Below are 22,377 nucleotides of genomic sequence, written 5' to 3' on the forward strand. Positions count from 1 at the left end.
GCGCAGGGCGAAAAGCCTGGATCGGACAGCGCGCGGGGGGCGGGTGGTGGCCTCGCTTGGGGGCTCACCCCCGAGCGAGGCCACCACCCGCGGGGGTCGGGGTGCTACAGGGACGCCCGGATCACGTCGAAGAGGCCGTCCGGATCGTCGACGTGCAGCCAGTGGCCAGCGCGCGGCAGGACGTGCACCGAGAGCCCGGGCGCCCGCGCCGCGAGCGCCTCGAAGCGGCCGCGCGACGCCGGCGGGATCGCCGTGGACCGGCCGCCGAGGACCACGTGGATGCGCCGCTCCCCGGCCGCCGCGCCGGCCGGCGGATCCTCGAGGGCGTGCCACAGGTCGCGGGCGAAGTAGTCGGAGAGCAGGTCGGCCATGGCGTCGAGATCGAGCCGGATGCGGAAGCCGTCGTCGCTTCGGCGGACGTTCATCGCCAGCCACTCCGCGATGCCGCGGCCGAACCCGGCCGCCTGCACCGCGTCGAGGAACGCCTCGCGCGACGCGATGGGCTGCGGCATCGCGCGGAGCATCTCGAGCACGGCCGCGCTCTCCGTGCCGCTCTCGCTGGCCGTCTTGGCGCTCGGATCGGCGTCGAGGAGGAAGCCGCGCTCGATCCTCTCGCGCCGGCGCTCGAGGTACGCGAGCGCCACCTTGCCGCCGAACGAGTGGCCCATCACCCCGCGCACGTCGAGGCCGAGGTGGTCGCCGAGCCGGAGCAGATCCTCGGCGGCCGCGGCGACGGTGTGCGGCGGCGGCGGGCTCTGTGACAGGCCGTGGGCCCGGAGGTCGACCAGGAGGAAGCCCCACGGCCGGGCCGCGGCGCCGGGCGCGCCGCCCTGGGCCTGCGCCTCGGCGAGGCGCCGGACGAAGGTGCGCCAGTTGGCGCCGGAGCCGAAGATGCCGTGCAGCACGAGCATCCAGCGGACAGGCGCCGCGGAGGGCGCGGTGACGAGGGCGTGGTAGGGCAGGAAGCCAGCGTGTGCGTTCATGGCGCTCCGGGCCTCGCGAGCGCGCGCGGCCTGCGCCTAGCGCTAGCATGGACGCATGGCCAAGAAGCCTCCGATCGTGCAGGCGGGCGCGGGCGTCGCAGGGGACCAGGGCGGCCGGCCGGCGAGGCCCGAGCGCTTCCACGGATCGGCGCTCGCCGGGGCCGAGCTCGACGACGTCGACCTCCGCGGCGCGCGCTTCCACGACGTCGCGCTCGCGGAGGCCGAGCTCGACGACGTCGACCTCCGCGGCGCGCGGCTCCACAACGTCGCGCTCGCGGAGGCCGAGCTCGACGACGTCGACCTCCGCGGCGCGCGGCTCCACAACGCGACGCTCGCGGGCGCCGACCTCGACGACGTCTCGCTCGCCGGGGCCCGCATCCACAACGCGACGCTCGCGGGCGCCGACCTCGACGACGTCGCGCTCGCCGAGGCCCGCATCCACAACGCCGACGCCGCGGCGACCCGCTGGTCCGACGTGAGCCTGCGCCGCGCCCGCTTCGAGGGCTCGGATCTCCGCGACGTGGAGATCGTGGGCTCCAGGATCGACGGGCTCACCATCGACGGCGTGCGGATCGACCACCTCCTCGAGGCAGCGAAGCGCCAGCCCGGCGCGGCGAAGCGCCAGCCCGGCGCGGCGAAGCGCCAAGCCGGCGCGGCGAAGCGCCAGCCCGGCGCGAGCTCCGCGCCGGAGGCGACCCCCAAGGACACCCTGTCGAGAAAGAAGAAGACGAGGCGCCCCACCCCCGGACGATGAGGGGGCAGCGCCTGCCGTGCGCGGCCGGTCAGGCCTCGATGAGCCCGGTGCGGACCGCGATGCGGGTCAGCTCGACGGCGCTCTTGCAGCCGAGCTTCGCGTAGATGCGCACGCGGTGGGTCTCCACCGTCTTCGGGCTGATCGTGAGCCGCGCGGCCGTCTCGCGCGTCGACACGCCGGCCGCGAGCAGCCGCAGCACCTGGCGCTCGCGCGGGGTCAGCGCGTCGAGCCCGCCGGAGCCCTCGCTCGCCGGCTTGCGCATCGCGCGCACGACCGCCCCCGCGATGCTCGAGGACAGCGGGGCGCCCCCCGTCGCGATGCGGCGGATGCCCTCGATCACCTCCTCGAGCTTCGAGGTCTTCACGAGGTAGCCCTGCGCCCCCGCGCGGAGCGCCTCGGCCACGCGGAACTCGTCGTCGTAACCGCTCAGCACGAGGAGCTTCGCCTGCGGTAGCTGCGCCCGGAGCGCCCCGAGGAGCTCGATGCCATCCCGATCCGGGATGTTCAGGTCGACGAGCACGACGTCCGGCTTGCAGCTCGCCGTCTCGCGCAAGGCGTCGGCCGCCGTCCCAGCCTGGCCCACGACGACCATGTCGGGCTCGTCCGATAGCGCTCGAGCGAACCCTTCGCGGACGACGGGGTGATCGTCGATCAGATAGATGTGCAGCTTGCTAGCAGGGGTTTCCGCCATGATGACCACAGGGGGGATTGGAGTGTCCTTAGGACCACAATTCGATACCCGCGAGCAGTTCAAGTCAAGCCGCTCGGGTCGTCCTGGGAGGAACCTTACAGGGGTATCAGGTGCTCGACGATCTGCAAGCACTGGCGCGGCGGCAAGCCCGATTCATGAGGAAAACTCCGTCCTGAGCGAGTTTCAGGGTTCAGCGGAGTTCCGGGATCAGCGCGGCTCCGCGCGGCGCTTCACCGCCGTCGGATCGCTGCCGTCACAGCGGCGATCTGGTATTATTTCGATGTCTTATGCGACGAAGCGGCCAGCGCTCGGGAGAACGCCGATGAGCTCGCCGGGTCCGTCCGCACCCCTGGCTGGCCCCGAGCGGCCCTCGCAGGTCGATCTCTTCGTCGTCGATGACGACGCCGCCCTGGTCGACTCGCTGATGGATCTGCTGTCCGACGAGGGCTACCGCGTGCAGGGCTTCACGCAGCCGCTGGAGGCGCTCGCTCGCCTGAAAGGCGGCGCGCGGCCGCGGGCGGTGCTGCTCGACTACGTGATGCCCGAGATGACCGGCGAGGAGTTCCTCGCTGCGCTCGCGTCCGCGGGCGTGGACGTGCCTGTCCTCCTCCTCTCCGGCGTGGGGGATCCCGACATCCGCGGCGCGGTGGCCGGCGTGCTCCCGAAGCCGTTCGACGTGGACCGGCTCCTCGCCGTGCTCGGCCGGCTGACCGGCGCCGTGCACGGCTGACCGGCGCCGTGCACGGTGAGCGCGCCGCCGACGCGGCCGCCCTGACCCCGGCCCGCACAGGCGCGGCGGGGCGGCGGGGCGGCACGGTCCTGGCGTAGGTCGGCTCCCGGAGAAGCCCAAGCGATGCCGTCGCTCCTGGACCGCGCCCTCGAGGCGCCTTCGCTGTCTCGAGGCGGATCGAGCCACCCCGCCGCCGCGAGCCCATCGCCCACGATCCGGCTGCCCGCCGAGCTGCACCACCCGTTCCGGTTCATCGCGATCGACGGAGGCCTCCTGGCCGGCGAGGCCGGCGATGGGGCGGTCGTCGACGGCGCCGCCGCGCCGCTGCTCGACGCGCTGCTCGCGCTCGGGGTGCGCGTGGCGATCCTGGCCGGAGGCGCCGCCCTCGCCGCGGACGCCGCGCGCCACCTCGCGCGGGGGCTCGATCGCCGCGTGCGCGCGGAGCACCGCAGGCGGCTCTTCGTCGGCGCGCTCGGCGGCGCGGCGCTCTACGGCTTCGATCGCCGCGGCGAAGCGATCCCGCTCTCCGACGGGGCCGCGCCGGAGGCGCGCTCCGCGCTCGCCGCGCTGATGGCGCAGGTGGTCGCGCCCCTCCGCATCGACCAGCACGACCGGCTCGCGATCGCGCCCGACGGCGACACCGGGGCGCAGGCCGCGGGCGCGCCCGGGCTGCGCGGCGCGCCGGAGCTCGCGGGCGCGATCCACGCGACGGCCGGCGCGGAGCGGCTCCGCGAGATCCTCGCGCTCCAGCTCGAGGTCGAGCGGGAGCGCGGCCCGTTCGCGGCGCCGCGCGACGCCGCGTGGACCGTCGAGGAGGCCGGGCTCGACGTCGCGCGCGAGCACGAGATCGAGTCGCTGCTCGCGATCGCCAACGGCTACCTGGGCTCGCGCGCGTCGCTCGCGGAGGGGTCGAGCGTGTCGCGGCCGGCGACGTTCATCGCGGGCGCGTTCGAGCCCTCGGCCGACGTGAGCCGCGTCCCGGAGCTCGTGATCGCCCCCGACTGGGGCCGGCTCAACGTCGCCATCGAGGGCGAGCCGTTCTCCGTGGAGAGGAGCGAGCAGGTGCTCCACCACCGCCGCGCCCTCGACCTGCGGCGCGGCGTGCTGGTGCGCGATTGCCTGCGCCGCGGCGAGGGGGGCCACCTCGCGCACCTGCAGACGCTGCACGCCGCGTCGCTCGCGGACCGCCACGTCCTGCTCGAGGCGGCCAGCGTCACCCCGATGAACTTCACCGGGACGGCCCGCGTCGACGGGATCCTGAGCGGCGACGTGCGGAGCGCGAGCGGCGCGGCGCACTGGGAGCGCTTCGTGGCGGACGCGAGCGCGAGGAGCCTGCTCCTCGTCGGGAAGACGCACGGCGGGCTCACGGCCGCGATGACCTCGCACCTCCGGCTCCTGCCCGCGCACGACGCGGAGAGCCCGGCCGAGATCGGGCGCTGCGAGCGCGCCGCCGACGCGCGCTCCATCGCCGAGCGCTGCGACGTGAGCCTCCGCGTCGCCGAGCCGCGCCGCCTCTTCCGGACGGCGACGCTGCACACCTCGCGCGACACCCAGGCGCCCCGCGCGGCCGGGGAGGCGCTCCAGGAGGAGCTCTCGCGCCGCAGCATGGAGGACCTGCTCGGCGAGCACACCCGGGCGTGGGCGGAGCGGTGGCGCCGCGCGGACGTCGAGATCGACGGCGCGCCGAAGATCGAGCGGGCGCTCCGGTTCGCCCTGTACCACCTCATCGGCACCGCGAACCCGGACGACCCGCGCTGCTCCGTCGGCGCGCGCGGGCTCAGCGGCGAGGCGTACCGCGGCCACGTCTTCTGGGACACCGAGACGTTCCTCGTGCCGTTCTACACGCACTGCTACCCCGAGGCCGCGCGCGCGATGCTCCTCTACCGGCACCGCACCCTGCCGGGCGCGCGCCGCAAGGCGAGGGCGCTCGGCTACGAGGGCGCGCTCTACGCGTGGGAGTCGGCCGACACGGGCGACGAGACGACGCCGCCGCTCGTCGTCTCGCCGTTCGGCGAGGTGATGCGGGTGCTGTCCGGCGAGCAGGAGCACCACATCAGCGCCGACATCGCCTACGCCGTGCACGCCTACGGCCGCGCCACCGGCGACGTCGACTTCCAGCGCGGCGAGGGGGCCGAGATCCTGATCGAGACGGCGCGCTTCTGGGCGAGCCGCGCCGCGCTCGAGCCGGACGGCCGCGCCCACATCCGGAAGGTCATCGGGCCGGACGAGTACCACGAGGGCGTGGACGACAACGCCTTCACGAACTGGATGGCGCGGTACAACCTCCGCGCCGCCGAGGCGGCCGTCCGGCGCGGGATCGCGCGAAAGGACGTGCTCGAGGCGCTCGATCTCCGGCCCGAGGAGGTCGACCGCTGGCGCGACATCGCCGATCGCATGATGCTCGGGATCGACCCGGAGACCGGCCTGATCGAGCAGTTCGCGGGCTACTTCGGCCTCGAGCCGTTCGCCATCGCCGACTACGCCGTGCGCAGCGCGCCGGTCGACATGCTGCTCGGGCGCGAGCGGACGCAGGGCTGCCAGGTGGTGAAGCAGGCGGACGTCGTGCAGCTCATCGCGCTCCTCTGGAGCGCGGTGCCCGCGCGCGCGCGCCGCGAGAACTTCCTCTATTACGAGTCGCGCACCGCCCACGGCAGCTCGCTGAGCCCGGGCGCCCACGCGCTCGTCGCGGCCCGGCTCGACCTCCACGGCCACGCCGAGCGGTACTTCGACCAGACCGCCGACATCGACCTCGGCAACACCATGGGCAACGCCGCGGGGGGCATGCACGTGGCCGCGATGGGCAGCCTCTGGCAGGCGGTCGCGTTCGGCGTCGCCGGCCTCACGCGCGTGCCGCGGGGGCAGCTCGCCGGCGCGCTGCCCGAGGCGCCGGGGGCCCCGGACCAGGACGAGACGATCGGGATCGAGCCGCACCTCCTGCCGGGGTGGCGGCACCTCAAGATCCCGATCGCCTGGCGAGGCCGCGCGCTCGAGGTGCACATCGAGCCCGGCGCGGTGGAGATCGCGCTCGAAGGGAGCGCGCCGCTCCCGGTCTGCGCGCTCGACGCGGGCGCGCCCGCGTCCGCCCTCCTGGCCGAGCCGGGCCGCCGCTACGTGGCGCGGCGGGTCGGCGATCGGATCCTGCCATGGGAGGAGACCACGACATGCTGAGCGCCGGACACGACGGATCTTCTGGAGGACGCGGGCCCGCGCACGGGCCGTCGTCCGCGACCGAGCCGCCCCTCGACGCGCGCGAGGAGCTCGACGCGCTCTGCCCGGCGAGCGGCTGGCGGAGCAAGAGCGTGCTCGTCGCGCTCCACGGCCGCCGCGCCCCTGGCGCCGTCGAGGCCGGGCGGGTCATCGCCGGCGCGCTCGGGGCGCCGCTGCACGGGCTGTTCGTGTGCCCCGAGCCGATCGAGGCGAGCGAGGTGCCGGCCCGCGTCGGGGTCGATCCGGAGGCGCTGCACGGCATGGTGCTCGACGTGGAGACGAGCGAGGATCTCCCCGGCGCGCTCGCGGCGGCGATCGCGTGCCGCTCGACCGCCTTCGTCGTCGTGGCCTCCGAGCCGGGGGAGTGCAAGGATGAGCGCCTGGGCATCGGCCGGCTCGCGGCGCGCGCGCTGGAGAGCGCCGTCTGCGGCGTCGTCGTCACCGGCCCGGACCGCCCGGCGCAGCTGCGCCGCATCCTCCTGCCGCTCGACGGGAACCCCAGCACGGCCGCCTCGATCGCGCCCGTCGGGGAGCTCGCCCGGAAGCTCGGCGCCGAGCTCGACATCGTGATGATCGGCGGCGCCTCGCCGCGGGACGAGGGCGCGGAGGACGCGCCGCCCGTCTCGACGCCGGCGCCCAGCGAGCCGGGCTCCATGGTGGCGCCCCTCTACGTCGACCAGCCCCAGCACGAGTGGCCCGCGTTCGCCGAGGAGTTCCTGGACCGCTTCCTGGGCACGATCGGCCACTGCCCCCACGACGTCTCGACGCGGTTCTTCCTCGGGACGGGCGAGCCGGCGGCCGAGATCCTGCGGTTCGCGGCGCAGCTGGCGAGCGACCTCCTGGTGCTGGTCTGGCACGGAGAGCTCGACGGGCGGCACGGCGCCGTCTTCCGCGACGTGCTCTGCCGCGCCCCGTGCCCGGTGATGGTCCTGCGGCGGTAGCGCCCTCCCCCGCGGCGCGCACCGGCGTGACGCGGTGCGCCCGCCAACGGGGGGCGAAAGGCGCTATGGTGCCCCGCCATGGTCGCCCGGAAGCTGTCAGCGAGCGAGTGCCGCAAGATCATGGATCCACAGGGATTCCGCTTCTCCACGACGGACGAGGTCGCGCCGCTGTCGGCCGGCATCGGCTCGCAGGAGCGCGCCCTCGCCGCCCTGGCCTTCGGGCTCGACATCCGCCAGCCCCGCTTCCACGTCGTCGTCGTGGGCGCGCCCGGCACGGGCCGCACGTTCTGCGCGCGCGCCGTGGCGAAGCGCATCGCCGCGAGCCGCCCCACGCCGGACGACATCCTCCTCCTGCCGAACCCCCACCGGCCGAGCGAGCCGACCGTGCTGTCGCTCCCCCCGGGCGAGGGCCGCCCGTTCGTCGAGGCGATGGAGGACCTGCACGAGAAGCTCGTCGACGCCCTGCGCGGCGCCACCGAGGGCGAGCGCTTCAAGCAGGCGCGCGCCAAGATCCAGCGCCGGGTCAACGCCGAGGAGCGGCGGCTCGAGGAGCAGCTCAAGCGCACGGCGCGGGAGCTCGGCCTCGACCTCGTGCGCGGCGAGGACGAGGTGCAGATCACGCTGCTCGAGGACGCCTCGAGGGCGCCGGACGGCGAGGCCCTGGTCGCGATCGCCGGCTCGGTCGAGGAGTTCGAGACGCGGCTCGCCACGGTGCAGGACGAGGCCGACGTCGAGCTGCGCGGCGTGGTGAAGCAGCTCCTCAGCGACGGCGTGAAGGGGTGCTTCCAGCCGGTGCGCGCGCGCTTCGAGGGGCGCGACGACATCAGCGCGTTCCTCGCGGACGTCGAGACCGTCGTGTCCAAGGAGTTCCGCCTGCTCGTCGACGAGGCGCGCGGCGAGGAGGGCGCCACCCTCCCGCGCGGCGTGGTCGTGCCGACCCTGCTCACCGAGCACACGCCCGACTCCGGCGCGCCCGTCGTCGAGGTCCCTTACCCGACGCTGAGCGCCCTGTTCGGCCGCACGCACGCCCCGCCCGACTCGGGCTTCCCCCCGGAGCCCGGCTTCGCCGTCGCGGGCGCCCTGCACCAGGCGGCCGGCGGGTTCCTCATCCTGCCCGCCGGCGCGCTCCTCAAGAACGAGGCGCTCTACGAGCAGCTCAAGGCGTGCCTGCTCGCCGGCACGTTCATCGTGCCCGAGCACAACCCGTCGTACTTCCGCGGCACCGCCGAGGAGCTGCTCTTCCCGCCCATCCCGATCGACGTGAAGGTCGTCCTCGTCACGAACCCGCAGCTCTACCAGGACCTGCACGAGGCCGACCCGGAGTTCTCGCAGCTCTTCAAGGTGCAGGCGCGCTTCGAGACGACGATCTCGCTCGACCAGGCGCTCCTCACGTACCCGGCGTTCCTCGCCGGCCTCACGCGCGATCGCGGCCTGCCGCCGATCACGGCCGACGGCGTGACCGCGCTCCTCTTCCACGGCGGCCGCCTGGCGGAGAGCCAGACCAAGGTGAGCGCGCAGGTCGGGCTCATCGCCGAGGTCGCGACCGAGGCCGGCTACCGGGCCCAGCGCCGCGGCCGCAAGGTCATCGACGGCGCCGAGGTCCAGGAGGCGCTCGAGGCCGCCCGGCGGCGCGGGAGCCACTTCCGCGACCACGTGCACGAGCTGCTCGCCGACGGGACGATCCGCATCGACGTGACCGGCCTGCGCGTCGGCCAGGTCAACGCGATCTCGGTGCTGTCGGACGGCCCGCAGACGTTCGGCCGCCCCTGCCGGGTGACGGCGGTCGTCTACCCGGGCCGCGAGGGGCCGGTGAACATCGCGCGCGAGGTCGAGATGTCCGGCCCGCTGCACAGCAAGGGCGTGCTCGTCCTCAACGGCTTCCTCGCGGGCCGGTTCGCCCAGCACCGCCCGCTGTCGTTCGGCGCCTCGCTCGTCTTCGAGCAGACCTACGAGCCCATCGAGGGCGACAGCGCCTCGTCGAGCGAGCTGTACGCGCTCCTGTCGGCGCTCTCGGGCACCCCGATCCGGCAGGAGCTCGCCGCGACGGGCAGCATCGATCAGCAGGGGACCATCCAGCCGGTGGGCGGCATCAACGAGAAGATCGAGGCCTTCTTCGACCTGTGCGCCGCCAAGGGCCTGACGGGCGAGCAAGGGGTCCTGATCCCGAGCGCGAACCGCGACGCGGTCATGCTGCGGGGCGACGTCGTGACCGCGATCGAGGCCGGCCGCTTCCATGTCTACGAGGTGAGCTCCGTCGAGGAGGGCATCGAGATCATCACCGGGGTCCCGGCGGGCGTCGCCGACGCGGACGGCCGGTACCCGGAGGGGACCGTGTTCCACGCGGTGGACCAGCGGCTCGAGCGCTTCCACCAGGCGATCGCCGAGACGATGAGAGGGGGGACGAGCGTGGATTCTCAGGGCGTGCAGAGGGGTCGTTGAGGAGGACCGATGGCCGCGAAGCGCACAGCCAGGGGGGCGCCGAAGGAGCCGAAGGCCGCGCCCGCGCCGCGGGCCCGGCGGAAGAAGGCCGCGGCCGCGCCGGGCGCGCGCGGCCTCCCCGCCGCCGAGCTCGACGCGGGCACGCCGCCGCCGGAGATCACGGCGCTCGCCGAGGCGATCCTGGGCGACGGCGGCAGCGTGCTCGCGATGTACCGCGAGCCGGTCGGCGGCGCGTGGGCGATCCTCGCCGGCCTGCCGCTCGATCGCGTGGAGCCGACGCCGTTCCAGCGCGACCTCTCGGAGGCGCACGTCGCCCGCCTGAGCGACGTCATCGACAAGCTCGACTGCTTCCTCGACCCCATCATCGCGGTGCGGACCCCGTCCCCGTCCGGGCTGGGCCGGGGCGCGGAGCGGGCCGCGCCCGGCGGGGGGCGGTACTGGACGCCGAACGGCAACCACCGGCGCGCCGCGCTCCTGCGCCTCGGCGCGAAGAGCGCCGTCGCGCTCGTCCTGCCGGACGAGCGGATCGCCTACCGCATCCTCGCCCTCAACACCGAGAAGGCGCACAACGTCCGCGAGAAGGCGCTCGAGGTGACGCGGATGGCGCGCTCGCTCTCCGAGCTCGATCCGCGGCCGGAGCAGGAGTTCCGCCTCGAGTTCGAGGAGCCGAGCCTGCTGACGCTCGGCCTCTGCTACGAGCAGCGCCCCCGGTTCTCGGGCGGCGCGTACCAGTCGGTCCTCCGGCACGTCGACCGCTTCCTGGACGAGCCGCTCCCGGAGGCGCTGGAGACCCGCAAGGCGCGCGCGGCGCTCCTGCTCGCGCTCGACGACGCGGTCGCGCAGGCGGTCGACGGGCTCAAGGCGCGCGGCTTCGAGAGCCCCTACCTGAAGGCGTTCGTCGTGGCCCGCATCAACCCGCTCCGGTTCCAGCGGTCTCCGGACGCGCCGTTCGAGGCCACGCTGAACAAGATGCTCGCGTCGGCGCAGCGCTTCGATCCGGCCTCGGTCCGCCCCGACCAGGTCGCGCGCGCCGCCGGCCCGCCGGAGGAGCATGCCGGATAAGCCCCGCCGTCCGCCGCCCTGCGGCCTCGGCGCACCGGGATGGAGGTCGAAGATGATGATGAGGGGATCTATCTTGATCGCGGCGCTCGCCGCCGCGGCGGGCGCCGCGGCGCTCTGGCTCACGCCCGGCGCGCTCGCCGGCTGGCCCTTTCTCGACGGCCCGCCCCCGCGCGGCGCCGCGTGGGCGCTCGCCGCGACGAGCGCGCTCCTGCTCCTCGGCGCCGCCGCGCGGCGGTGGCGCGGCGCGCGGCCGGGGCGCCTCGGGGCAGCGGCCGAGGCGCCCGCGCCCGCGCAGGCGGGGTCGCCGGCCGCGTGGCCCGCGGAGCCCGCGTCGGCGCCGCCCGCGCTCCGCGACGATCCCCGGCTCGCCTACGTGTACGCCGCGCAGGTCGTGGGCCAATCGCTCGCGTGGCAAGGCGATTACCGGGGCGCGGCCGCCGCGCTGCGCGACGTGCCGCCCGCCTGGATGCCTCCGAGGCTGCGCGCGCTCCTCCGGAGCCACCTCGCCCAGTGGCAGCTCTGCGCCGGCGACATCGACGGGGCCAGGCAGCTCCTCGAGGACCTCGACGAGGAGCGCGCGCCGGCGTCGGTGCGGCCGATCGTGCGGGGAGCGCGCGCCGCGGTGCTCGTGCGCACGGGCGACGCCGACGCGGCGCTCTCGCTCGTCGGCCGCGACGACGACCAGCGCGACGAGCCGACGGAGGTGCGCCAGCGCTGCCGCATCACCCGGGCGCACGCGCTCGCCGCGCGGGGCGAGCTCTCCGCGGCGCGCGCGGAGCTCCGCCGCGTGGTCGACGAGGTGGGGGTCGACGAGCTCTGCCGCTGGCTCCCCGCCGGCGGGCCCGCGCGGGACGTGATGATCGAGCTCATCGACGAGGGGTGAGCTCCCCGCGTCGCCCGCCCCTCCCCCGCGCCGACGCCGCCGCGGGACTGACCATCACCGCCCGATCCAGAGGCGGAGTGCGCCCTGCGCCGCGCCGCGCCGCGCCGCGCGGGTGTGCTGGCCCCGGCGAGGCGCCGGGCCCGGCGGCGCGCCATCCTGGTTCAGCTCCATCCGGGGCGCTGGCCTGTCCGGCCCTCACAGGGCCAATCGATCCGCCTGTCAATCGTGAAATCCCTGAATTCATGCGCGGTATTTCCCCTGGTTCCGCTCCGGTGAGCCCGAATGAATAGGGCAGAGCGGGCGCACGTCTGCCGGGATTCCGGTGAACGGTGGGGGACGCAACGTCGCGCGAGGCGGGCGCCTGGTAAAACAAGGATGCTGTACGCAAAGAGCAGCGGGCCAGGTAGGCTTCGCGCGTCGGCCGGGGGAGAACGCATGCCAACCTGCACGGGTGGCCAATGAGGAAGGGGGCGCCACGAAAGAATCTCGGCGGGTATTTCGCCGGTTCCGTCGAGCGCCCGTGCCCTGGGATGATGGCTGTCCTCGTTCACCGGAACCTCCGTGAAAGGCTTCCATGAACCGGCCTGCGGATACGCCGCCTCAGCGCATCCTCATCGTGGATGACAGCCCCGCCTACTTGCACCGGGTCGCGGCGGCGATGCGCGACGAGGGCTATCTCCCCGTGCTCGCGCACTCGGGGGAGGAGGCGCTCGCGCGCCTCATGGCCGCGCGCGTCGACGGCATCCTGCTCGACATGGTGATGCCGGGCCTCTCCGGTCCGGCCACCTGTCTCCGCATCAAGGCCAACGCCGTGTGGCGATCCATCCCGCTCGTGATGCTCACCGGCCGCGACGATCACCAGGCGATCGTCGACGCCCTCTCGGCCGGGGCCGACGATTTCGTCACGAAGTCGGGGGAGCTCACGGTGCTCAAGGCCCGCCTGCGCGCCCAGCTCCGCCGCAAGCACCACGAGGACGAGAACCGGAGGATGCGCGAGCTGCTCCTGCGCCGCGAGATGGAGGCGGCCGAGGCGCGGGCCGACAGGCGCCTCCGGCAGAGCGAGGAGCGGTTTCGCCTGCTCGTGGAGGGCGTCCAGGACTACGCCATCGTCATGCTCGACCCCGAGGGCCGCATCGAGAGCTGGAACCCGGGCGCCGAGCGCATCAACGGCTACCGGGCCGACGAGGTCATCGGCCGTCATTGCTCGATCCTCTGCACGATCGAGGACATCGAGCTCGGCCGCCCCGCCGCGGAGCTCAAGGCGACCGTCGAGACCGGCCGATCGGTCCAGGAGGGCTACCGCGTCCGCAAGGACGGCACGCGCTACTGGGCGAACGAGGTCATCAGCGTGCTGCTCGACGAGTCCGGGCGCCTGCGCGGCTTCGCGAAGGTCACCCGGGACGTGACGGAGCGCCGCCGCGTCCACGAGGCGCAGCGCATCCTCGTCTCGGCCGGGCAGATCCTCGGCGAGTCGCTGGACTTCGAGGAGACGCTGCGGCGCGTGGTCCGCGTCGCCCTCCCGGACTTCGCCTCGATCTGCGTGCTCCTCTTGCAGGACGAGTCCGGCGCGATCGAGCGGCAGGTGACCGCCCACGCTCACCCGTCGATGGCGGCCGCGACCGAGCTGCTCGGCAGGATCACGGCCGACTGCGCCGGGCGCGGGATCGGCAAGGTCCTGCGCACGGCGCAGCCGGAGATCATCCCGAGGGTGACCGACTCGTTCGTCCGCGCGATCGCCCTCGACGAGGCGCACTACGAGGCGCTGCGCGCGCTCGCGTTCGCCTCGCACCTCACGGTCCCGCTCGTCGCGCGCGGCCGGACGCTGGGCACGCTCTCGTTCGCCTCGACGCACCGGCGCTACGACGCGGCCGATCTCGACCTGGCGCAGGATCTCGCGCGCCGCGCGGCGCTGGCCGTCGACAACGCCCGGCTCTACCGCGAGGCGCAGCTCGCGGTGCGCGCGCGCGACGAGTTTTTGACGATCGCCTCGCACGAGCTGCGCACCCCGCTCACGCCCATGCAGCTCCAGATCGACGGCCTGCTGCGCGCGGGCAAGCGCGGCGGGCTGACGGCGGAGCGCGCGATGCCCCGGCTCGAGAGGATCCGGCGCCAGGTCGAGCGGCTCGCGCGCCTCATCTCGAACCTGCTCGACATCTCGCGCATCTCGGCGGGGCGCCTGCAGATCGAGCTCGAGGACGTCGATCTCACGGCCACGGTGGACGGGGCGCTGGAGCGCTTCCGCGAGGAGCTCTGCGCGGCGGGCTGCTCCGTCTACCTCTCGGCGCCCGCCTCGGTCACCGGCCGGTGGGATCGGCTGAGGCTCGATCAGATCGTCACGAACCTCCTCTCGAACGCCGTCAAGTACGGGGCCGGGAGGCCCATCGACGTCGAGGTGGAGGATCTCGGGGACCGCGCCCGGCTGACGGTGCGCGATCGGGGCATCGGCATCGCGCCGGACCAGCAGGCCCGCATCTTCGAGCGGTTCGAGCGCGCCGTCTCCAGCGAGAACTACAGCGGCTTCGGCATGGGGCTGTGGATCGTGCGCCAGATCGCCGACGCGCTCGGGGCGACGATCGCGGTCGACAGCAAGCAGGGCGAGGGCGCGGTCTTCACGGTCGAGCTGCCCAAGGTGCCGCGGGACTAGCGCGGTCCTCGGCCGGGCCTGGTGCGCCCTAGATCACCCGCCGCACGCGCCGGCGCTGCTCGATCATGTGCTGGGTGATCTGCTGCCTGCCCTCCGCGCGCTCCACCAGCGTCCAGACGTTGTCGCCGCGATCCCTGCCCGCGCAGTCGAGGAGCGCGTCGGCCGCCTGCTCGGCGGGGATCAGCCCGTCGTGCCGCCCCGGGAGCTCCACCACCGCGACGCGCGTGCAGAGCCCGGCCATGGTCGCGAGCATCTTTCGCACCACGTCGCGGAAGACCGCCTCGTCGAACGCGTCGCGCCGGCCGGCGCCGAACAGGACGAGCTTGTCGAAGGCCATGCGCGGCTTGCACGGGATCATGACCACCTCGCCGAGCTCGCCCGTGATGAGGCCCTGCCGCCGGCGATCCGAGATGCGGCCGCCGAGCCGCCAGTCGCAGAGGCCGGCCACGCCGTGGGCGGGCAGCGCGTCGGCGAACAGGGCGCACGCGAGCACCTCGGAGTCGAGCTCGTCGAGGCTCTGCAGATCGGGGGAGATGAACCGGAGCTCCACGGGGATCAGACGCTGATGGCGCCCTTGCGGAAGTCGCTCTTCGCGATCTTCACGTTGACACAGGCCGGCCTGCCGCACCGGAACGCCTCGTCCAGCGCGGGCCCGAGATCCGCCACGCGCTCCACGAACGCCCCGAAGCCGCCGAGCGCCTCCACCACGCGGTCGTACCGGGTGAGGTCGAGCGACGTCGCGGGCGCGCGCCCCTCGCCGTAGAGCTCGACCTGGCCCCGCCGGATCTGCGTCCAGGCCGCGTCGTTGCCGATGACGCTCACGACCGGGATGCCCTGGCGCGCCATCGCCTCGAACTCGAGCGCGTGGAAGCCGAACGAGCCGTCGCCGTAGACGAGGACCACGTTGGCCTCGGGCCGGACGAGCTTGGCCGCCATCGCGTAGCCCGGGCCGACCCCGAGCGTCCCGAGCGGGCCGGGATCCATCCAGAGCTGCGGCCACTCGAGCCGCAGCACGTTCGCGGCCGTGGCCACGAAGTCGCCGCCGTCGCCGATGACGATGTCGTCCTTGCCGAGCCGCTTGCCGAGCTCCGCGCACACGCGCAACGGGTTCGGCGGGTCGCTGTCGCGCTCGATCTCCGCCAGCATCTTCGCGCGCGACCGGTCCTCGGCCTGCCGCACGGCGGAGAGCCACGGCTCGACCGCCTTCTCGGGGACCTCGGCGAGCAGCTGCTCCAGCACGACGCCGCTGTCGCCGTCGATCCCGAGGTCGACGCGCCGGTTCCGGCCGAGCTCGCTGCCGTCGAGGTCGATCTGGATGACCTTCGCCTCCGGGTTGATGGCGCGGCCGTACTCGAGCCGGAAGTCGAACGGCGTCCCGAGCACGACGCAGAGGTCGGTCCCGGCGAGCGCGAAGCGGCGCGAGCGGCTCATGAGGCCGGGGTGCGCGTGGGGGAGCGCGCCGCGGGCCATGCCGTTCAGGTAGAAGGGCGCCTTCACGGCGTCGGCGAAGCGGCGCAGCGCGTCGCGCCGCGGCGACCAGCGGAGCTGGCTGCCGACGATGAACATGGGCCGCGCCGCGTCCCGCAGCATCGCCCCGGCCCGCGCGACGGCCGCCGGGTCGGCCCCGGGGCGGGACGGGGGCATGGGCGCCGTGGCCGGCGCGCCGTCGTCCGCGAAGCCCATCAGGAGGTCGAGCGGGATCTCGAGGAAGACCGGGCCGGGCACGTTCGCCTGGGCGATCCGAAAGGCCGAGTCCACGTATTCCTGGATACGATCGGTCGAGGGGACGGAGGCGCTCCACCGGGTGATGGGGCGCATCAGCTCGACGTGGTTCATGTCCTGCAGCGAGCCCATGTCGGCGAGGGCGCGCGGCCCGGCGCCGCCGATCACCACCATCGGGACCCCGGCGCGCTGCGCGTTGGCCACGGCGGTCACCACGTCGGTGACGCCCGGCCCTGCGGTGACGGCGCACACCCCCGGCCGCCCGGTCGCCCGCGCGTACCCGTCGGCGGCGTGGCCGGCTGTCTGCTCGTGTCGCACGTCGACGACGCGGATGCCGTCGTCCAGGCACCCATCGTAGATCGCCTGGATGTGCCCGCCGCAGAGGGTGAACAGGTGAGTCACCCCATGTCGCGCCAGGGCCTTCGAGACGAGCCTGCCACCGTGTACCTGCGCCATGGGTTGGGCATATACCATCTGCGGCCCAGCGTCCGTCCGGCAAGCAGATCGTTGGAAAGTAAAGTGTTTTTCCTAACCATCCGTCTTCCCACGCGCCGCGCCGGGGGTCCGGGGCACCGGCGTCGGTCGCCGGCCTCGCCTGCCCGGCGGCGGGGCCGGGCCGCCGGGGGCCGCGGGCGCTGGCCTCGCCTGCCTGGCGGGTGCCGGACCGTCGCGTCGACGGGTTCGACCGCAGCAGAGCGCGCCGGCGCCGCCGACGCCCCCTTCCCGGGATCGCTTCCCAGCGACGCCGGCGGTCGAGAACGGGGCAGCGGGTGAGCCGGTGTCGTGCGCGAGTCTCCGTGAGGGACATGACCCGAGCGGGATCGTCGATGAAATCTACAAACACACCGTGTCACGGCGGTGACACACGATCTCCACGACGTGTGCACGCCAACGCTTTTGCGGCGCTCCTTGCTCGACGGTCGCGGAACCCGTCGAGCCACTCGGACGATCTCGCAAGCCCTGAGCGGGAAGGCGATCCATCCTGTGGGGTGCTCTCGCGGGCGCCGGTCTCACAGCCTACGTCCCGAGCGGCGCACGCCCCGCGCGCGCTCGGCTCGGCCACCTGGACGCGCTCAACGTCGGTGCCACCGCGCGGCGTTCACCGGCGCACACCGGGTCCGGCTCCGTCTACGGCGAATCATTACATCGAGACGCGATCGACAGAGGGCTCATGCGCCCCTGTTTTGCCGGGAGGGGTCGACTCGTGGAGCCGGCCGCGCGCTGCCGCCGTGCGCTGGAGTGCGCTGGCGCCCTTCGTTTCACGGCCTTCATTTCAAATATCCTGCTCTCACAGAACGTTGCCCAATACACCAAAAAGACGCGCGACTGCTTACATGAGCTGGCGAACCGGTTGTTTTCTATTTCGGGAAAGCTCTGTATCGGTTATGCGGATTAAGAGGACGCGCAATCGCGCTTCGCTGGAGTAGCATCTTCCTATGTCGGAGCCGCCCAGTGGCAGTCAGTTGATTCGGATTCCGGTCGTGCTCGCGCTCGACTGCAGCCCCGGTTTTCTGGCCCGCTGCCGCAGGGTGGCGGCGCGGGGTCGCTTCCTCGTCCGGTCCTGTGAGGCGGCGTCCGCGTGGGGGGTGGCCGTCCGCCTGCGCCCGCTTGCGATCGTCCTGCCGAGCCACCTGCACGACCGCGCGCCGCGCACGTTCGAGCTCCTGGCGGAGGACGCGGGGGCGCGCCTCGTCGTGGTGGAGTCGGAGCAGCTGCCGTCCGGCGAGCTGGAGGGGCACATCACCCACGCCATCGGCGAGGCGGCCCGCGCGCGGGGCGCCTAGCGCCGCGTCGCCCGGGCGCGGAGCTGGCAAGAGCCCCTCTCCTCTCGCCGGCCGGGACCTCCCGTGGGTCCGGGGCCCACCGTGGGCGTGAAGAGGGCTGACCGTGGGTGTGTGAAGAGGGCTGACCGTGGGTGTGTGGAGAGAGCGAGAGCCGCTCTAGAGAAGCGCGGTGAGCGCTCCGGCGAGCCACTCGTACTGCGGTCTGTCGTTGTAGATCTGGGCGGAGATCCGGAGCAGCCGGCGCGGCGGCGCGGGCCACGCGAACACCGGCACCTCGATCCCCCACCGCTCGAGAAGCGCGTCCTGGAGCGGATCGAGGCGCAGCGGAGCGGGCGGCGCGCCGGGGAGCGGCACCGCCGCGAGCGCGCCGATCATCGCGTCGGGGGCCGGCGGCGAGCAGCCGAGCGCCTCGCACAGGAGGTCACGCGCGGCGAGCGCCGTCGCCCGGTTGTGGTCCCGGAGCGCGGGCCAGCCGCCGGGCAGGAGCGCGCCCATGGCGCGGATCGCCTCGGGGACGCAGAGCAGCGCGCTGGGATCGGAGGTGCCGGTCCAGTCGAACTCGAGCAGGAATCGCGACCTGTCGGTGCGCGGCGAGCTGCTGCCGTGGCTGATGGCGAGAGGGCGAATCGACGCCTGCCGGTCCCGCCGCACGTGGAGAAACCCCGCGCCCTTCGGCGCGCACATCCATTTGTGGCAGTTGCCGGTGTAATAGGCCGCACCGAGCGCGCCGAGGTCGAGCGAGAGCATGCCGGGCGCGTGCGCGCCGTCGACGAGCACGTCCACGCCGCGGCGCGTGAGCTCGGAGACCAGCGAGGCGACCGGGAACACGAGCCCGGTCGGGCTGGTCACGTGATCGACCAGCACGAGCCGCGTCCGCGGCCCCACGCGGGCGAGCACCGCCTCGACCACCTGCTCGGGCGCCGCGATCGGGAACGGCACCGGCGCGACCACGACGCGCGCGCCGGCGCGGGCCGCGGCGGCGTCGAGCGCGTTGCGGCTGGCGTTGTACTCGTGATCGGTGACGCAGAGCTCGTCGTCCGGCCCGAGCGAGAGCGACCGGAGCACGGTGTTGACCCCGGCGGTCGCGTTGGGCACGAACACGAGGTCTTCCGGGTCGGCGCCGACGAAGGCGGCGAGCGCTCCCCGCGCCGCGTCGAGCAGCGGCTCGAGCTCGCGGACGAAGAAGCGGACGGGCTCGCGCTCGATCCGGTCCCGGAGCCGCTGCTGCGCCTCGAGCACCGCCCGCGGGCAGGCGCCGAACGAGCCGTGGTTCAGGAAGGTGACGGCCGGGTCGAGCAGCCAGAGATCGCGCACGGCGCCGGCGCGTGCGTCGGGAAAGGCGTTCGGGCTCATGGTGGGGCGCTGGGAGCGCCGGGACAATGTCGCCCGGGCGCGCCCGCGTGTCGAGGGCAGCGCGATGGTCATCAACGCGGATCGTGTACTTGATGCATGATCAACATGGACATGTTCATCAACCGTGATGAATTGGTCGATGACCGATCGAGCCCGGTTATCCCGTCAATCATGGACGGTCGATCGAGCGCGCGCTTCGACGTGCGAGAGAGGCTCAGCGGCACCCTCTGGTGCATGGCCTCGCTGCCGATCCTGGCAACGAGAGCGGCACGGCGGCCCCGACCCCCTGAAGAGCGACGCTATCTCAATGAGTGATGACGAACGCCTGGAGCATCGCCTCCTCCGCCGCGACGAAGCAAAAAATCGTCGCCGCGCGCCGTGGATGCGGGGAGGAGAGCGCTGAACACCGCGGGGCCCAGGTGCATCTAGGTCGCCAGACGGCGCGAAGGGAGCGCCGCTGTGATCGAGGTGCGCGATGGCCAGGTATCATGCTTTTGACAAGGTCGAGCAACGCAGCGAAGGCGTCCACCCGCCGGGCGCGGGGCAGCGCGTCGGGAGGGTGCGCCGCGCGGCGCTGTTCGCCGCGGTTTCCCTCGCGAGCGCGCTGCTGACCGGGTGCGCCGAGGACGGCGCCGCGCTTCGGGCGCCGGGCGGGAGGCCGCTCGATGCTCCTCCCGGTGGGGCGCTCGACGAGGCGACGGGGGCGACGGCGATCTCGCCGATGCCCGAGCCCCGGCGCGCGCACACCGCCGTCCTGCTCCCGACCGGGCGGGTCCTCGTCTTCGGGGGCACGAGCGAGACCATCATCGGCCTGGCTCCGTTCGACTTCGAGCACGAGATCTCGCTGGTCACCAGCGCTGTCCTGTACGAGCCGGCGACGGGGACGTGGACGCCCGCCGCGCCGGCGCCGCGCTCGGCCCGGCCGAGCACGCCGCCCGTCGTCCTCCAGGACGGCCGCGTGATGGTCCTCTTCGGGAGCACGGTCGACATGTACGACCCCACGCTCGACACCTGGGCTCCTGCGGCCGCGATGCCGACCGATCGCAACGGTTACGCGGCGACCAAGCTCCCTGATGGCCGGGTGCTCGTCGTGGGCGGGAGGAGCACGACAGCCCCGTTCACGCCGACCTCGGCCGCGGAGATCTACGATCCGGCAACCGATACGTGGGCCGACGCGACGCCGATGGGGGCGACGAGCACGAGCAACGTGGGCGCGGTGACGCTGCTGGACGGCCGGGTGCTCGTGGTCGGCGGCTTCGATCACGCCGAGCTGTACGATCCAGCCTCGTCGACCTGGGCGCGATCGCTGCCAAGGAACCATACCGTCGGGCGCGCGGTGCTGCTGTCGAGCGGCAAGGTGCTCACGGCGGCCGCCGGCGGGCAGTCCGAGGTCTACGATCCCGCCACGAATGCATGGACGAGCGTCCAGGGCCTGGACACCTCCGCGACGTTCTCCTCCCAGGCCCTCACGCCCCTGCGGGATGGCCGGGCGCTGTTGACGGGAGGCCGCTGGTCCCGAGACAACTTCCACGATGAGGATGGATTGCCCGCCTGCGGCGGCGCGATCCCCTGCGTCCAGATCCATGGATTCACGGACGCCGCGTGGCTGTTCGATCCGGCAACCCAGAGCTGGGCTGCTGCGCCGCCGATGACGCTCGCCCGAGCACAGCACTCGACCACGCTGCTCCCTGACGGCGCGGTGCTGATCGCGGGCGGCGACGTGTCTGACAGCTCGGGCACCACGTATGTCACGACGGATGCTGCCGAGCTCTATGGGACGCAGAACGGGGTCGGGGGCGGCGGCGGACACGGCGGCGGACACGGCGGCGCGGGCGGCGGCGCGGGCGGCTCGAACGGGACTGGCGGCGCAGGCGGCTCGGACGGGACCGGTGGCGCGGGTGGGTCGAACGGCGGCGCAGGCGGCTCAGACGGCGGCGCGGGCGGCGGCGCAGGCGGCTCGGACGGGACCGGCGGCGCAGGCGGCTCAGACGGCGGCGCGGGCGGCGGCGCAGGCGGCTCGGACGGGACCGGCGGCGCCGGTGGCTCGGACGGGACCGGCGGCGCCGGTGGCTCGAACGGGACCGGCGGCGCCGACGGCTCGGACGGGACCGGCAGCGCCGGCGGTTCGGACGGCGGCCCGGGTGGCTCGGACGGGACCGGCGGCGCCGGTGGCTCGGACGGGACCGGCGGCGCGGGCGAGAGCGCGGCGAGCGGCACCGGCAGCGCCTCCCAGGGGTCGAGCGGCGATCCCGGGCCAGGCGCGAGCGGCCCGGGAGGCAGCTCCGGCGGCCACGGCTGCTCTGCCGGCGGTATCGGGGCGACCGCCTCGGCCGCGAACGGCTACGGCACGGGTGGCGCCGCGGGAGTGCGCCGCTCATGGCTCGGAGCGCTCACGCTCCTGGGCGTGCTGGGGCTTCGCCGGAGGCGAGCGCCCGGAAGGTGACGGCCGGGTCAGTACCGGAGAGCGGCTCGTCTGGACGGTGGTGCGCGACGCCCTGAGCGGCCCGCCCGTCAGCGGGACGCCGGCCGCTCGCGCACGACGAGCACCGACCGCTTCGTGTGGTTCACGACCCGCGCCGCGGTCGTCCCGAGCAGCTTGTCGATGCCCGAGTAGCCGTGCGAGCCGATCACGATGAGATCCGCGTCCTCCTCCTCGGCCGTCCGGCAGATGACCTCCCACGCGACCCCGACATGGATCACGATCTTCGAGATCAGCCCGGGGGGCGCCTCGCGCGCCAGCTGTTCCAGCTCCTCCCGGTCGTTGCGCTCCAGGATCTCGGGGACGCGGGCGGGCGACTCGTTCAGCGCCTCGGCGGGGAGGCTGTGATGGAGCCCGATCCCGCGGACCAGCACGAGCGTTCCGCCGAGCTTCTGCGCGAGATCCACGCCCTCCGCGAGGACGTGAGCCGCCCTGGGAGAGCTGTCGAGTGCAACGAGGATGGTCCGGGGCTGCTTGAGGCTCATGGCGTCCGCCTTTCGCGCGGTGGCTCCGCGGAGTTTCTTTAGCCGACTCCGCGCCGCGCGCGCAGCACGTCGCGCAGGGGAGCAACGCTCGCCCGGCCCGCCGGCCCGGGCGGCCCCGCCGCTGCGCCCGGCACGTCCCCCGGGTGGGAGGTGGCCTCGTCTGGGGGGCTCACCTCCGGGGCTTGCGTTCCGGCGGGCCTGGTTTGTGGCCCGCCTGCAC

Annotated in this window: 17 protein-coding genes; 11 read left to right on the top strand and 6 right to left on the bottom strand. The window is 74.0% G+C overall.

Annotated features, from left to right (window positions below):
* Window positions 1-104 precede the first annotated feature (104 nt).
* Window positions 105-983, bottom strand: a complete 879-nt coding sequence (locus WMF31_RS37970; RefSeq protein ID WP_436606777.1) for an alpha/beta fold hydrolase — start codon at window positions 981-983, stop codon at window positions 105-107.
* Window positions 984-1,038: 55 nt separating this feature from the next.
* On the opposite strand from WMF31_RS37970, the gene WMF31_RS37975 reads away from it, so the two are divergent.
* Window positions 1,039-1,737 (top strand): pentapeptide repeat-containing protein, encoded by a 699-nt coding sequence (locus WMF31_RS37975; protein WP_436606778.1) that lies wholly within the window; start codon window positions 1,039-1,041, stop codon window positions 1,735-1,737.
* Window positions 1,738-1,765: 28 nt separating this feature from the next.
* On the opposite strand, the gene WMF31_RS37980 is transcribed toward WMF31_RS37975, so the two are convergent.
* Window positions 1,766-2,428, bottom strand: coding sequence for a response regulator (locus WMF31_RS37980; protein ID WP_044970202.1), 663 nt, complete (start codon window positions 2,426-2,428; stop codon window positions 1,766-1,768).
* A 322-nt stretch (window positions 2,429-2,750) separates the two neighbouring features.
* On the opposite strand from WMF31_RS37980, the gene WMF31_RS37985 reads away from it, so the two are divergent.
* The 7 genes from WMF31_RS37985 to WMF31_RS38015 all read left to right on the top strand — a co-directional run bounded on the left by WMF31_RS37985 (window position 2,751) and on the right by WMF31_RS38015 (window position 14,334).
* Window positions 2,751-3,158 (top strand): response regulator, encoded by a 408-nt coding sequence (locus tag WMF31_RS37985; RefSeq protein ID WP_436606779.1) that lies wholly within the window; start codon window positions 2,751-2,753, stop codon window positions 3,156-3,158.
* Between the two features lie 123 nt (window positions 3,159-3,281).
* Window positions 3,282-6,326, top strand: a complete 3,045-nt coding sequence (locus tag WMF31_RS37990; protein WP_436606780.1) for a glycoside hydrolase family 65 protein — start codon at window positions 3,282-3,284, stop codon at window positions 6,324-6,326.
* Entirely contained in the window at window positions 6,320-7,306 is a 987-nt protein-coding gene (locus WMF31_RS37995; protein ID WP_436606781.1) for a universal stress protein, read from the top strand. Before WMF31_RS37990 ends, WMF31_RS37995 begins: the two co-directional genes overlap by 7 nt.
* 78 nt (window positions 7,307-7,384) lie before the next feature.
* Window positions 7,385-9,745 carry an AAA family ATPase gene (locus WMF31_RS38000; RefSeq protein WP_436606782.1) on the top strand — a complete coding sequence of 787 codons (2,361 nt, stop codon included), beginning with the start codon at window positions 7,385-7,387 and terminating at the stop codon, window positions 9,743-9,745.
* A gap of 9 nt (window positions 9,746-9,754) precedes the next feature.
* Entirely contained in the window at window positions 9,755-10,807 is a 1,053-nt protein-coding gene (locus WMF31_RS38005; RefSeq protein WP_436606783.1) for a chromosome partitioning protein ParB, read from the top strand.
* Between the two features lie 55 nt (window positions 10,808-10,862).
* Window positions 10,863-11,690: a hypothetical protein gene (locus tag WMF31_RS38010; protein WP_436606784.1), complete on the top strand. Its 828-nt coding sequence runs from the start codon at window positions 10,863-10,865 to the stop codon at window positions 11,688-11,690.
* Window positions 11,691-12,264: 574 nt separating this feature from the next.
* Entirely contained in the window at window positions 12,265-14,334 is a 2,070-nt protein-coding gene (locus WMF31_RS38015) for an ATP-binding protein (RefSeq protein WP_436606785.1), read from the top strand.
* Window positions 14,335-14,362: 28 nt separating this feature from the next.
* Here the strand turns inward: WMF31_RS38015 and WMF31_RS38020 are convergent, their stop codons facing one another.
* Both WMF31_RS38020 and WMF31_RS38025 read right to left on the bottom strand, forming a co-directional pair.
* Window positions 14,363-14,884, bottom strand: a complete 522-nt coding sequence (locus WMF31_RS38020) for a M17 family peptidase N-terminal domain-containing protein (protein WP_242515567.1) — start codon at window positions 14,882-14,884, stop codon at window positions 14,363-14,365.
* A 5-nt stretch (window positions 14,885-14,889) separates the two neighbouring features.
* The gene (locus tag WMF31_RS38025) at window positions 14,890-16,512 is read right to left on the bottom strand and encodes a thiamine pyrophosphate-binding protein (protein ID WP_436606786.1); all 1,623 of its coding nucleotides are present in this window, start codon (window positions 16,510-16,512) and stop codon (window positions 14,890-14,892) included.
* 1,007 nt (window positions 16,513-17,519) lie between these two features.
* On the opposite strand from WMF31_RS38025, the gene WMF31_RS38030 reads away from it, so the two are divergent.
* Complete coding sequence (locus WMF31_RS38030) at window positions 17,520-17,840, top strand: hypothetical protein (RefSeq protein WP_436606787.1); 321 nt, start codon at window positions 17,520-17,522, stop codon at window positions 17,838-17,840.
* Window positions 17,841-17,996: 156 nt separating this feature from the next.
* On the opposite strand, the gene WMF31_RS38035 is transcribed toward WMF31_RS38030, so the two are convergent.
* On the bottom strand, window positions 17,997-19,193 hold the full coding sequence (locus WMF31_RS38035; protein WP_436606788.1) for an aminotransferase class V-fold PLP-dependent enzyme: 1,197 nt from the start codon (window positions 19,191-19,193) through the stop codon (window positions 17,997-17,999).
* A gap of 96 nt (window positions 19,194-19,289) precedes the next feature.
* Here WMF31_RS38035 and WMF31_RS38040 point away from each other — a divergent pair, with 96 nt between their 5' ends.
* A complete protein-coding gene (locus tag WMF31_RS38040; protein ID WP_436606789.1) occupies window positions 19,290-19,508 on the top strand; it encodes a hypothetical protein in 219 nt (72 codons plus the stop codon).
* A gap of 160 nt (window positions 19,509-19,668) precedes the next feature.
* Window positions 19,669-21,636 carry a Kelch repeat-containing protein gene (locus tag WMF31_RS38045; protein ID WP_436606790.1) on the top strand — a complete coding sequence of 656 codons (1,968 nt, stop codon included), beginning with the start codon at window positions 19,669-19,671 and terminating at the stop codon, window positions 21,634-21,636.
* Between the two features lie 68 nt (window positions 21,637-21,704).
* Here WMF31_RS38045 and WMF31_RS38050 read toward each other — a convergent pair whose 3' ends face one another.
* Window positions 21,705-22,157: a universal stress protein gene (locus WMF31_RS38050; RefSeq protein ID WP_436606791.1), complete on the bottom strand. Its 453-nt coding sequence runs from the start codon at window positions 22,155-22,157 to the stop codon at window positions 21,705-21,707.
* Window positions 22,158-22,377: the final 220 nt, after the last annotated feature.

Source organism: Sorangium sp. So ce1036 (genome assembly GCF_051369805.1).
Lineage (GTDB): Bacteria > Myxococcota_A > Polyangia > Polyangiales > Polyangiaceae > Sorangium > Sorangium cellulosum_F.

Excerpts from the sequence above, each read along its gene's own strand:
- WMF31_RS37970 (WP_436606777.1), bottom strand. The coding sequence starts at position 983 with ATGAACGCACACGCTGGCTTCCTGCCCTACCACGCCCTCGTCACCGCG.
- WMF31_RS37975 (WP_436606778.1), top strand. The coding sequence starts at position 1,039 with ATGGCCAAGAAGCCTCCGATCGTGCAGGCGGGCGCGGGCGTCGCAGGG.
- WMF31_RS37980 (WP_044970202.1), bottom strand. The coding sequence starts at position 2,428 with ATGGCGGAAACCCCTGCTAGCAAGCTGCACATCTATCTGATCGACGAT.
- WMF31_RS37985 (WP_436606779.1), top strand. The coding sequence starts at position 2,751 with ATGAGCTCGCCGGGTCCGTCCGCACCCCTGGCTGGCCCCGAGCGGCCC.
- WMF31_RS37990 (WP_436606780.1), top strand. The coding sequence starts at position 3,282 with ATGCCGTCGCTCCTGGACCGCGCCCTCGAGGCGCCTTCGCTGTCTCGA.
- WMF31_RS37995 (WP_436606781.1), top strand. The coding sequence starts at position 6,320 with ATGCTGAGCGCCGGACACGACGGATCTTCTGGAGGACGCGGGCCCGCG.
- WMF31_RS38000 (WP_436606782.1), top strand. The coding sequence starts at position 7,385 with ATGGTCGCCCGGAAGCTGTCAGCGAGCGAGTGCCGCAAGATCATGGAT.
- WMF31_RS38005 (WP_436606783.1), top strand. The coding sequence starts at position 9,755 with ATGGCCGCGAAGCGCACAGCCAGGGGGGCGCCGAAGGAGCCGAAGGCC.
- WMF31_RS38010 (WP_436606784.1), top strand. The coding sequence starts at position 10,863 with ATGATGAGGGGATCTATCTTGATCGCGGCGCTCGCCGCCGCGGCGGGC.
- WMF31_RS38015 (WP_436606785.1), top strand. The coding sequence starts at position 12,265 with ATGAACCGGCCTGCGGATACGCCGCCTCAGCGCATCCTCATCGTGGAT.
- WMF31_RS38025 (WP_436606786.1), bottom strand. The coding sequence starts at position 16,512 with ATGGCGCAGGTACACGGTGGCAGGCTCGTCTCGAAGGCCCTGGCGCGA.
- WMF31_RS38035 (WP_436606788.1), bottom strand. The coding sequence starts at position 19,193 with ATGAGCCCGAACGCCTTTCCCGACGCACGCGCCGGCGCCGTGCGCGAT.
- WMF31_RS38040 (WP_436606789.1), top strand. The coding sequence starts at position 19,290 with ATGATCAACATGGACATGTTCATCAACCGTGATGAATTGGTCGATGAC.
- WMF31_RS38045 (WP_436606790.1), top strand. The coding sequence starts at position 19,669 with ATGGCCAGGTATCATGCTTTTGACAAGGTCGAGCAACGCAGCGAAGGC.
- WMF31_RS38050 (WP_436606791.1), bottom strand. The coding sequence starts at position 22,157 with ATGAGCCTCAAGCAGCCCCGGACCATCCTCGTTGCACTCGACAGCTCT.